This window comes from Helicobacter kayseriensis, assembly GCF_021300655.1.
GTDB classification, from domain to species: Bacteria; Campylobacterota; Campylobacteria; order Campylobacterales; family Helicobacteraceae; genus Helicobacter_G; species Helicobacter_G kayseriensis.
This window is the reverse complement of the sequence record NZ_JAJTNB010000013.1, coordinates 1-11,644: the sequence shown is the minus strand read 5'-3', so window position 1 is coordinate 11,644 and position 11,644 is coordinate 1. Positions and strand designations below refer to the sequence as shown.

At 37.2% G+C, this 11,644-nt stretch carries 10 protein-coding genes; 5 read left to right on the top strand and 5 right to left on the bottom strand.

Annotated features, from left to right (window positions below):
- Window positions 1-970 (top strand): HNH/ENDO VII family nuclease (locus LW137_RS06830; protein WP_233034802.1); only part of this gene is annotated, 970 nt, incomplete at its 5' end.
- Between the two features lie 9 nt (window positions 971-979).
- On the top strand, window positions 980-1,366 hold the full coding sequence (locus LW137_RS06825) for an SMI1/KNR4 family protein (RefSeq protein WP_233034800.1): 387 nt from the start codon (window positions 980-982) through the stop codon (window positions 1,364-1,366).
- Between the two features lie 5 nt (window positions 1,367-1,371).
- Here LW137_RS06825 and tssG read toward each other — a convergent pair whose 3' ends face one another.
- The 5 genes from tssG to tssB are packed head-to-tail and all read right to left on the bottom strand — an operon-like array spanning window position 1,372 to window position 6,367.
- Window positions 1,372-2,217 (bottom strand): type VI secretion system baseplate subunit TssG, encoded by an 846-nt coding sequence (gene tssG / locus LW137_RS06820; RefSeq protein WP_233034798.1) that lies wholly within the window; start codon window positions 2,215-2,217, stop codon window positions 1,372-1,374.
- A gap of 50 nt (window positions 2,218-2,267) precedes the next feature.
- On the bottom strand, window positions 2,268-4,019 hold the full coding sequence (gene tssF, locus LW137_RS06815; RefSeq protein WP_233034788.1) for a type VI secretion system baseplate subunit TssF: 1,752 nt from the start codon (window positions 4,017-4,019) through the stop codon (window positions 2,268-2,270).
- On the bottom strand, window positions 4,019-4,411 hold the full coding sequence (gene tssE, locus LW137_RS06810; protein ID WP_233034786.1) for a type VI secretion system baseplate subunit TssE: 393 nt from the start codon (window positions 4,409-4,411) through the stop codon (window positions 4,019-4,021). Before tssE ends, tssF begins: the two co-directional genes overlap by 1 nt.
- Window positions 4,411-5,868, bottom strand: a complete 1,458-nt coding sequence (tssC, locus tag LW137_RS06805) for a type VI secretion system contractile sheath large subunit (RefSeq protein ID WP_233034777.1) — start codon at window positions 5,866-5,868, stop codon at window positions 4,411-4,413. The genes tssE and tssC overlap by 1 nt, the downstream gene beginning before the upstream one ends.
- A 19-nt stretch (window positions 5,869-5,887) precedes the next feature.
- On the bottom strand, window positions 5,888-6,367 hold the full coding sequence (gene tssB, locus LW137_RS06800; protein WP_233034768.1) for a type VI secretion system contractile sheath small subunit: 480 nt from the start codon (window positions 6,365-6,367) through the stop codon (window positions 5,888-5,890).
- 123 nt (window positions 6,368-6,490) lie between these two features.
- Here tssB and tssM point away from each other — a divergent pair, with 123 nt between their 5' ends.
- The 3 genes from tssM to LW137_RS06785 form a co-directional block, all read left to right on the top strand.
- A complete protein-coding gene (gene tssM / locus LW137_RS06795; protein ID WP_233034766.1) occupies window positions 6,491-10,099 on the top strand; it encodes a type VI secretion system membrane subunit TssM in 3,609 nt (1,202 codons plus the stop codon).
- A gap of 9 nt (window positions 10,100-10,108) precedes the next feature.
- Window positions 10,109-11,002 carry an FHA domain-containing protein gene (locus LW137_RS06790; RefSeq protein WP_233034756.1) on the top strand — a complete coding sequence of 298 codons (894 nt, stop codon included), beginning with the start codon at window positions 10,109-10,111 and terminating at the stop codon, window positions 11,000-11,002.
- A gap of 11 nt (window positions 11,003-11,013) precedes the next feature.
- The coding region (locus LW137_RS06785) for a hypothetical protein (RefSeq protein WP_233034754.1) at window positions 11,014-11,644 on the top strand (631 nt) is incomplete at its 3' end.

Below are 11,644 nucleotides of genomic sequence, written 5' to 3'. Positions count from 1 at the left end.
GCTTTATCATCTAAGAGACAAAGACGCTCTTCCTATCGATCAAGCCAGAGGATTCCAAATACTCAAAGATGCAAATGGCGAAGACCTCCAAGGAGAAGAGATCAAGCTCTCTTGCCCTCTTGAGTGGAAAGATCGACAAGTCCTTCTCTTTGGATACCTCAATGCCCCCTCTTTGAAGCATTCTATTTTATTGCTTCCTAGCTCTATCCAAGAAGAAGATGAGGAGATCATCATCACATCACTTGAAAGCAAGCACGATGAAGAATATATCAAATTTACCTTCCCCGCAAACCCTACCCCACCAGCAGAAGAAGTGATGCAATGTGATGAATTTATGATTGATGATGCTGTTTGTGAGCTCAAAGCCCTTAGCCTACAAGAATCAAAAGAATCTCAAGATCAATCAACCAAGCAAGAAAATCTAAAAAAATACATCATAAGATTCTCAAAAGAGCTTTCTCAGAAAGGAAGAAGAGAGGTGGAGTTTGATAAAGAGCTAGATGATTTTTTCATCTATGCTTCTAGAAATGCCAAAAGCACATCAAGCAAGATCAATCAAAACAAAAGCAAAGCTGAAGAAGCACTACTAGAAGATGGGACAAAGATCACAAGATCAAAAGCTTATCGAGAGTTCAATAAGATCGAACAAGGCTTCCTTGATTCTGCGGTGCTTGTGCAAGTAGAGGGCAGAAGTGTAGCCCAAAGAACCCAAGTGATCGATTTGGGAGCAGTGAGTCTGGCAAATATGAAAAGTGGAAAAGCTCCAAGAGGGATAGATGGGGAACCTATCGAGCTTCACCACCTCCAGCAAAAAGAAGATGGGATTTTGTTAGAATTGACAAAAACTGAACACAAAGACAACTCAAGAGCTTTGCATAGCTATAAAAAGACTAGCGAAATTGATCGTATTGGGTTTGCTAGGTTTAAAAAGAGATATTGGAAAGCAAGATTTGATGGATTAGGAATCTAAGGAGAAACAATGAGCACAAAAATCAATAAACGCATTTCTATGATTGAAGATTCTTTGCGTGTTACTCTCCCCAAAGAATATGCGAAGTTTATAGAAGAGTTTGGAATCTATGATGGAGAGTATTATGAAGTGTATGGCTATGATGAGAATATCAAAGACATCCAAGACTATCCCTGTGTGATCGGTGCAACAAAACGCAATCGTGCATTTTATCCGCTTTTGCCCCAAGAGATCATGATCCACCACGATGAATACCTCAACAGTATCGTTGTCCTCAATTGTGAAAATGGAGCGGTTTATAACATCGATTTTGAAGAGCGTAAAGAGATCGCCACAAATTTTGCAGAGTGGTTTAAGTGGCTAAGGGATTTAGAGAAAAAAATCGATGGAGATTAGCCTCTCTACTCGTGCAATAAAAATGTAATCAGACTATCTTCCCTCTTTTCTCCCAAAGTGCTCCCCCACCCTAGCCTCACTCCACCCCCTAGCCTAAAAGTCATTTGATGGCTGAATTTGATTTTGAGATATAAGTCGATTGCAAACTCATTTTTGGTCAAAAACTCGATGATCTCTTTTAGGATTTGATAATTTCTCCCCACAGGAAAAAACTCTAGAGCTTCTTGATACTGCAAATCTTCAATCAAGATTCCAATTTTGGTTTGATGCGTCAAGGAAGTTTTTCCAAGCATAAAATTCACGCCCAACTGAGAATTTGCCTTGCCCAATTTATTTCGCTGATTGAGGGAAATGGGGGTTTTGTGAGGAATGTTTTCAATGATTTTCAAGCGACCCTGCAAACCAAATGCCTCTTGCAAAATGCTCTCAATGTATTTTTTGGATCGCACGCTATTAATGATCAATGGAGCAAATCGCAAATAAGTCCTTGCCAACTCAAGCTCACCCCTAAAGCCAAGCAGTGAGAAAAGGATTTTTGAGATACGATCTTGGAAATCTTGTCGGATTGCCTTGGCATAGTTTTTCTGAGTGACCACATCATAAAAAAGCCACAAAATATGATGATTGAAAAAATCAAAATACAAGCTCCACCCCTCGCTTCCATCATCATTTTTGACAAGCAAATCAAGAATATAACTAGGCAAATCAGAGCTTGAACCCTGTAATCCCAAAAAATTGACAAACACCTCACATCGATCTTCATACTCCACCACCCTTTCTATTTCACGATTAGGGAATCCTATCTTGCTATTTGTGCGCAAAAAGATTTTTTCTCTTTGATATTTCTTCAATAACTCTTGAATGCAAGGAAAAAATGAGTGATTCTGCAACTCCATCTTGTCTAATTCCGATTATAAGAATCATATTTAATTTGATATTTCAACAGCCCCTTCTCAAAGCACTCTACTTGAAGCTCACAAAAAGAATTTAGTGGCGCAAAATAATTCAAAAAATGCGAAAACATCAACCCCAAACGATAAATCTCACCCACACAATAAAAGTCTTCCAAATCAAACTGCATAATACACAAAACCCCTCGCCTTGAAGCACCATTTGTGATGCGGTAAGTGATTTGTGATTTGATATCTATAAGGCGATTTGCAATCTTTTGAATATCAAGCGTTCGATCCTTGATTTTGATCTGATCAGTCGAATAAAAGTTATAGACCTGCAAAAGTGCAAGAAAAGATTTTTTATTCATAATCCCTTCGATATTGATCGTCAAAAACCCGACAAGCTTCCACATCAAATCTCCATCAACCTCGCATCTTTGCATCGGCGTTGGGGTCATGATATTGCTTGTTTTGACAAAGCCAAAATCTTGTATCTCTGAGATTTGAGAAATCTGGAGAGATTTTGGAATATCTGCATTGCACACACAAGCATCAATACTCACCGTTTCTGGCCCAACAAACTCTTCTCCGTGATTAAAAAAAGAAATCTCTTTGTAACTGATTTGATTGTGGTCATAGCGCGTTTGAAGATTATAGAAATCTTTCATATCGCCATTTTTTTCAAAAAAATCAAACCGCTCAAAATTTTTATAATTTTTCAAAATCCTTCTTCCGGAATACACATTGTGAGCAGCCACTTTGACAATCTCTAAGATCTCATAATTTTCTGGATGGTGTCGATCGATAAAAATACGATAGGCATCCTTTTTCCCATCATTGGTAATAGGCTCTGCACTCATCATAAAGGTATTGACAATAGGAGAAATGCCTAATTGAAAATGATGCACTTTGGGCATACAAATCGATGGCAAGGGGTAAGAAAAAATAAATTTAAGAATAAAGCTTGATTCGTTTAAATGCTCCGTAACGCCCAAATCCGTCAATCCAAAAAAATTAAATTTATCAGGAAGTATCAAAAACTCCTGAAGCAATCCAAAAGCCTCAATCCCCTTATTACGACCAAAAAACATCCCCTCCTGCTCTTTTAAACCAAGCTGAAAAATAGAAGAGATGGGGATCTTGTATTCTTGTTGAGTTGTTGGACTTTGAAGAACAATAGCATCCAAATAAGAAAAAATCCACATCAGCAAAGTCGTAGAAGTATGAATATCATTACCCAAGAAGAAATGCAGAGTTGATAGCTTCAAATCCGAAATCATCAAGTTGGGATTTTTAGAGGTAATCAGCAAAGAAAGGGCTTGCTGATTGCCAGAATTGTGCAATGTGACATCCGCAATCTGCAGAGGATAGAGATGTACATCATAAAGTGTCTTAAACTGGCATTGCCCCCCTCTATGTTTGGCAAACACCTGAGTCCCTTTAGGAAGGAAAACATAGGGAGCATCATCTCTTTCTTCTATCTCAAAAGACTGAAGACAAATCGAAGGGATAGGGGTTGTAAAATTTGGAGAAAGAATATTGAGCAAAGACTCCGCCAAAAAAGGAACATTTTCATCCATTTCTTGACGAATTTTTGCTGTCAAAATTGCAAGGCTATCAATCAATTTTTCTGTATCAGGATCTTGAGAATCTAGGGCCAAAAAAGGAGCAAGCTTTGGGTATTGACTCACAAACTCATCTCTTGCAAGTTTTAGTCTTTCTAGCTCCTTGCGAAAATAAAGAATAGTCTTTTGATTCATTAAAAAACCTCACAATAACGATTGTTATAAAAATCAATAGACAAGCTAAACTCCTTAAAGCGATCATTGCTTAGACAACAAGTGAGCACAAAAGAAAGCTTCCAAGGGATATTGGCATCATCATAATGCAAGGACAAAATACGGATACGCTTTTCATATTCCCCAATAATGTTTGCAATCTCCTGTCCCATTAGTCTTGAAAGCTCACTTTTTTCAATAGAAGCTTGAGAAATATTTAGCAAACCAATATTTGGCACACTTGCACAATCATTGGGATTGGTATTAAGCAGGAATTTGATATTTTGCTTGATCTCTGCAATAAGGTTTGGGGCATGAGGAACATTGGCATATTCCTCATTGAGATTGTGAATTAGGCGATCAATCAATCCCATTATTCTTTGTCAAGCTTTCCGACCAAAGAAAGCTCAAAGTTTGCTCCCATATATTTAAAATGTGGTCGCGCATAAAGTTTGATGCTGTAGATTCCAGGTTCTCCTTCAACATCATCTACTTTCACGCTTGCAGATCTAAAAGGACGACGACTTCTGACTTCTGCGGGAGGATTTTCTTGATCAGAGATGTATTGCTTAAGCCAAGCATTGAGTCCTGTTTCTATATCTTGCCTCTCTTTCCAGCTTCCAATCTCCTCTCTTTGCAAGACTTTCAAATAATGAGCCATTCTTGAGATTAAGAATAAATAAGGCAATTGCGTTCCCAATCTAAAATTTGTTTCTGCCTCTTTCCCCTCTGGAGTATTTTGAAAGACTTTGGGCTTGAGGGCTGAGTTTGCTGAAAAGAAAACAGCATTATTAGTCCCTCTTCGCAAGGTTAGAGCTATAAAACCTTGCTCGGCAAGCTCATATTCTCTTCGATCTGTTATGAGAACTTCTGTTGGAATTTTTGTTTGGATTGAGCCCAAGCTCTCATAAAAATGCATTGGGAGATCATTGACTTCTCCGCCACTGCTTGGGCCAATGATATTGCCACACCATCGATATTTTGCAAAGCTTTCTGTCAGCCTAGTTCCAAACAAATACGCACAATTTCCCCACAACAAATCAGAATGAGACTGACTCACATCTTCTTTGTAATTAAAAGTCTTGGTTGGATTATTTTCAGGATCATAAGGAGATCTAGCCAAAAATCTAGTAGCAATCATTCCTAGATACTTCGCATCTTCACTCTCTCTAAGCGTTCTCCATCTTGTGTATTGAGGACCATCAAGCAAGCCTTTAAGATCCTGAATGCTTGGAAGCTGGGTGTAATCATCAAGCCCAAAAAACTTGGCTCCAGCAGAAGTGATAAATGGTGCATGACTCATTGCAGAAATCGCACACATTTTATTTAAAAAATCCATATCAGGATTGCTTACTCCCACTTCATAATCTCCAATAATTGCGCCTATAGGCTCTCCTCCAAATTGCCCATACTCACTTGAATAAAAATTACGATAAAGGGTGGTTTGTGTGATATCTGGATTGTTTTCAAAATCTTCCAATGCTTCTGCCTTGCTGACATTGAAAAGATCGATTTTGATATTTTCATTAAAATCTGTTCTTTCAACAAGAGCATACAAACCTCTCCAAGAAGATTCCAATTGTTGAAAATCAGGATGATGCAAGATCTCATCCATTTGCTTTGAAACAAGATGGTCAATATGAGCGATCATTTCATCAAGTGCAAACTTATTGATCTTTTCTTCGGGCTTATCAGATTTCACAATCTGAGAGATAAATTCTGCAACACCTTGCTTGGCAATCGAATAGCTTTCATCCTCTTTTGGATATCGACTCTTTTCCATAATCTCTTCAAGCATTGGCGTTTCAATGATTTCAGTTTGGTTACTCATCACTATCCTCCATAAACTCTTAATCTTTATTTTGAGAAATTTCAAGCAAAAGCTTCTGCTTACTTTCTTCATTGCTTAAGGCATTCAAAACAGCTTTTCTAAAATCAGGAATATTTCCCATAGGCCCTTTTAATGCCATGAGCGCCTCTCTTAATTGCATCAACTTTCTCAATTCTGGTACTTGCTGAGCAATATGATCTGGAGAAAAATCTTGCATCCCCTTAAGATCAAGATTGACATTGATTTCTTCGGCCTCTTCGCTCAAAACATTTTTGGCATTGAAATGAAGTGAAATCCCCATCCCCTCCATAACTTGATTGAAATTCACCTTATTGATTGAAATCGGTTTTCTTTCTTCAAGGGGAGCATCAAGAGTGCTTCCTTTAAGATTGGACATCACCATCAGCTTCAGAGGCAACTCAACTTCGGCAACCTGATCGCCCGTTTTTGCTTTATAAGAGATGTTGATTCTCTCTTTTGGTGGTTTTGATTCAGCCATTTGTTACTCCTAAATAATTTTTATTCTAAGCATTCAATTTTAGTCAAAAAATGCTTCCCTTTTTTTACATTCTCTACTAGAATCAGGGCTTAGTTTATTTTGGGTCAAAGGAACAACACAGAGATGAAAAAAGTCTTCGGCAAGCTGTTTAAATTTTTATTGTCAAAAATTTTCCTTATTTGTCTTTTTGCTTTTATCCTCATTGGTTTTAGCACACTGTTTTGGCTTTATGGGCCATTCTTATCATTCAATGATTTTTATCCGTTTTCACAGGTCTATCCAAGAATCATCACATTGTGTCTTATCTGGCTTCCAACGCTTTACTTTTTTACTCACAAACAAATCAAACACTTTTTTTCAGAAAAAGTAACAAGAAAAAGAAAAGAGGTCGGATCTATCAAAGCGCAAGCATCAGATTTCTTTTCAAAAACAAAGCGCAATTTTTTTATCGCACTAAATGACGCCAAAAAAACTTGGAAAAAACAAATCAAGATCAAAAAACTTCCTCTTGTTATGGTTATAGGAGAAGAGGGGGCAGGAAAAAGCTCATTTATCAATTACGCAGGATTGGAGTATCCTATTTCAGATGCACTTGGCTCTTATAGACAACATCACCTCTCAACAAGAAATTTTTCCTTTTACATTACAAAAAAGGGGGTTTTGATCGACACAGAAGGAAGTTATTTTTCTTTTGAAAACTTTTTCAAGCCAACAAACACAGATGAAATACCTGAAGACAATATTGAGAAAAACAAAGATTATTTGATGCGCAAAATGATCTGGAACTCGTTTATCAAATTTTTATCTAAAGGATATTTTTACAAAAAGCTCAATGGAATCATTTACATCATCGATATTGTGCGAATGCTCAATGAAACAAAAGAAGAAATGCAACAAGGGATCCACTCCCTCATCAAAAGAGTGCGAGAATGCGAAACCCATCTCAATCTAAAAGTTCCAGTCTATATCGTTTTTACCAAGCTTGATTTGATTGAGGGAATGGGAGAGTTTTTGAAACTCTATAGTGAAAATCTCAGTCAAAAAACACTAGGCATCACTTTCCCTACAACATTCTCTTTTTCGCAAGAAGAGCTTAACAAGCATTTCCAAGAGCTTTCAAATTCGATCAAATATGCCCTAATGGGGAAAAACAACCTAAACTCCTCTATCGAAGGCAAAAAGCAAAGCTATCTATTTTTCAAACAGCTTGACAACCTCTTTGCCTTCGCACAAGAATTCTTACAAAAAACATATCGTGAAAATGAAAAAAACAAATCTTTTATCCGTGGAGTTTATTTTGTCAGCTCATATCAAGAAAATACTCCAAACAATTTCATCTTAAGCTCCACTTGTCACAAATACAGCATCAAATCCCCAATTGCCCAAAACCAATCCAACATTACAAAACAAAGCTATTTTGTCAATTCTCTCATCGAGGATGTGATCTTTAAAGATATTGGATTAAGTCAAAATATTTTCGGAAGCTTCTTTAAAAAAATCTCTGCTTTCTTTTGGGCGATTATCGCAATTGGAGCAACAGCCTACATCTCCAACTATCTTATTACCCAAAAAGACGAGCAACAAAAAAAGCTCATTAATTCCACATTGCAAGTTGAAACAGCAATCGATGATCTCCAGATTCGCTACCCAGAAGCGAGTATTGAACGCAAATCTTTTTATGTACAGAATCTAAAAAACATTCTTGCTTTCTATCCTCAAATTTTTGGCCAAACCTCTTGGACAGACTACCCCACGCTCAAGCTTGCTTATCAAGCACTAAATCCAGCAAAAGAGCTCTTTTTGGAAAAATCCCAAGATTTGCTTTCTCTCACCTTAATCCCTGAACTTGAAAAAATACTTCTAGAAAGCAACAATCCCGATGAGCTCCTCAGAGCGCTCTATTTCTACAAAACAATCATTCAACACACATATCTCGCACGAGAACTCATCAGCAGTTGGGTCAAAGACAATTGGCAACTTTTTCAAAAATACAAAATTCCCCAAGAAGTTTTTATCGGATATATTCAAGATCTAGGACAAACTCCTCACAAACAAATCCAAGAAAATAGAGCAGCGATCAAAAGAGCTCAAAAACTTCTAGCCACCATCACAAAATCACAAAGACTTTACACTCTCCTTTCACTCAAAGCAAATGATTCTCAAGGGGTTTATGACATCAAAACAGAAGTAGGAGGATCATTTGATGAAGTCTTTGATACCACAATCAACTCCTACATTGTTCCAAAGTCCTATACAAAAAATGGAGCTATCAATCTTATGAGCAATATCAATAAATATATTGATGAAACGATTGAGATTGAGTATTGGCTTTTGGAAAACGATGAGCAAAAGTCCAACGACAACAAAGAAAAAATCACACTCTCAATGGACATCATCAAGCTTTATGCACAAGAATACGCCCAAAGATGGCAAGAGATTCTCTCAAAAGTCAAACCCAAACCTTTCACAAATGAAAACTCTGGCTTAGGGATTCTAAGTATCTTGGGCAAAAACAACAATCCCATAAAAAGCCTAACAGAAGTGGTAAGCAAAAATACTCAATTGCTCGAAGGAAATGATTTGATCAACCAAGCAATCAATATCGGACTGCCTATTGCTGATTTCAAAAGTATTTTTGAGGCATTAAGCGATAGCTTTGGTCTTTATCATTTGGTTGCAAAACAAGATTCTCTATTCTCTCAAGGACTCTCTGCGGTCAATGAAAGGGTCAAAGGAGGGAATGAAACAACACAAGGTGATCTAAACACCCTCACACAAAACATCTCCAAAAATGAAAAAATTATGAAAAAAATCTCAGAAGATGTCGCAAATATTTATAAAAAAATCATTAACTTCAATGCCGGCACCCTCAGCTCCCAAGAAAAGATCTTCTATGCCCTCAAAAAACCAAACAACCCTGATGATCCCTTTGTCATCTTAGAAACAGATAGCAAATCCCTGCCTGCAGAGATTGGAGAGTATTACAATACATTGAGCGCCTATGCGTGGACTCTTGTGGAAGAGCGAGGAACAAAAGAGCTAGATATCGTTTGGAACAAAGAACTCTACACTCCATTTATTGATCAAATTGCCTCAACCTACCCCATCAATCCACGTTCAAGAACTTTCCTCAAAATCGACACATTCAAAGGCTTTTTTGGGAAACAGGGCGTGTGGGACAAATTTTATTCCCAATATCTTAGTCAAATTTTAATCAAAAAAGGGGATACCTATCAAGTAGATCCCGCATATGCCAAAAAACTTAATTTCTCTGATGAGTTCTTAAGCGCATTGACAAAAATCTCGACAATCTCCAATGGAGTTTTGGATTTCAACAACAACATTGATGTGAAATTTTCAATCAAAGTCATTGCTCTATCTGGAGACTATGGAAAGCTTATCATCTCTTACAATGACAAACAAATTCAATACGACCATACACTCACCTCAAATATAGAATTTGTGGCAGATGCCTTCTTGGAGAACACAAAGCTTCTCATCAACGCCTTTGATTACAATGGAAATCAAAAGCAAAGCATAGAGTTTTCTGGGCAGTGGGCTTGGATGCAACTCCTCCAATACGCCAAGCTTCAAGGAAACAGATACAAGGTGATTTTCAATAAAAATCCAAAGCTTTATTTTGATTTTGTGATCTCAAATGGCGGAAGCACACTCAATCGTGCAATGGAGGTTTTGCCCTATCTCAATCTTCCACAAAACATCTTAAAATAGGAGCAAGAGATGCAAGAAATTTGTCTAAAAGTAAAAAATATTCAAAGCCTTGACCCGCATTCTACACATTATCATTTTTTTGACTTTCGTGGAGGGAGCATAGGAAGCGGGAGTGACAATGCTTGGATTCTTAGCGACAAATCCCATCAAATCCAAAATATTCAAGCAGTGATCAATTTTGAGGAGGGTATTTTTGGCCTTAAGCCCTATGACAAAGAGTGCAAGGTATTTCTCAATGATTCCTTTTCCTCTCTTCCCTATTCTTATGAAACCCAAATCAGTATCGGCGATCATTTTAGAATTGGTGAAATAGAAATTGAAGTAATGAGTCCTGAAAGTTTTGCTCAAGAACAAAACAAAGAAACATCCATTGATGATCTAGGAGAGCTTGCTCCATATGAAAATCTTGATCACATCCAATCAAAAAACATAGAAGATATCCATCTCTCCACAGAAAACAGCCTTGATCTAGAAGATGATGATATCTTACAGCTCAATTCAATCAATGATATACACCCATCCCCCGCTCCAAAAGAAAGCGACTATTTTGTCAGCTATCAAAATGTCCAAGCAATGATCTTCCAGAGGGCACAAAAACTACAAGATCAACTTCCCATCAAGCAATCCCCCACCCTCCACAAAGAAATGCTAAGAATGCTTGATTTAGAATCAAGAATCCAGCACTTTTCTCTGCTTGAAAACAAGGAAATTCTCAATCTCTTGGTTCTTTCTTTGCTTTGTGAATCTTTACAAAATCCTCTATTCGAACAGCTTTATCCCAATTTCTTTGAAAAAACTCTTTCAGAAATCATCGAAGAGTGCATCAATGGAGAAGGGGAAATGATACAAAGAGCATTGCTTGCAATTTTGACCCTACGATCAAAAAACCCCAATGAAGAATAAAGGTTACTTAGATGAAAACAATAATAAAACTATTTGGAATCTTTGTTTTAGCAATTGGGATGTTGTGGTTGTGGAATGATGGATTTTTTGTGCGTTTAATGCCAAGTTATATCAAAAAAGAAAAGCTTAGTGAAAAGTATGGAGGGGTATATGTGTTTTATCCTGAGTTTAGAGAGGAGATAAAAAAGAGGGAGAGGGAGAGACAAAAAGAGGACGATAAACTTTATGCTGTTGTAACTAAAAAGGCGAGGGAGAAGATGAAAAAAGAATATGGATTTACAGATGAAGATATTCAAAAAGCCAATACTTCACAAGGAGATTATTTCAAGAAAAAGCAATACAATGAAGTATGGAATCAAATTTATAGACAGGTTTATGCAGGGTTTGAAGAAAAATACCCCCAAATCCTCTCCAATGGGTGCACATATCACAATCAAGCTTTTGGACCTTATAGAGAATACTTTGAACCCTATTATGAGAAAATTAAAGAGTTTGTAGGGGAAGAAGCATATAAAAAGCTTAAGCTTTCTTTAAGAACTACAAGCTTTTATGAGTGTGGGGATGGGAAAAAAGTCATTATCACAATCTATACAGACATTTTAGATATCTATACCCAATATGGACTCTTTGGAGATGAGGGGG

Bases quoted from the DNA above. Each gene is read 5' to 3' on its own strand.
- LW137_RS06825 (WP_233034800.1), top strand. From the start codon at position 980: ATGAGCACAAAAATCAATAAACGCATTTCTATGATTGAAGATTCTTTG.
- tssF (WP_233034788.1), bottom strand. From the start codon at position 4,019: ATGAATCAAAAGACTATTCTTTATTTTCGCAAGGAGCTAGAAAGACTA.
- tssE (WP_233034786.1), bottom strand. From the start codon at position 4,411: ATGGGATTGATTGATCGCCTAATTCACAATCTCAATGAGGAATATGCC.
- tssC (WP_233034777.1), bottom strand. From the start codon at position 5,868: ATGAGTAACCAAACTGAAATCATTGAAACGCCAATGCTTGAAGAGATT.
- tssB (WP_233034768.1), bottom strand. From the start codon at position 6,367: ATGGCTGAATCAAAACCACCAAAAGAGAGAATCAACATCTCTTATAAA.
- tssM (WP_233034766.1), top strand. From the start codon at position 6,491: ATGAAAAAAGTCTTCGGCAAGCTGTTTAAATTTTTATTGTCAAAAATT.
- LW137_RS06790 (WP_233034756.1), top strand. From the start codon at position 10,109: ATGCAAGAAATTTGTCTAAAAGTAAAAAATATTCAAAGCCTTGACCCG.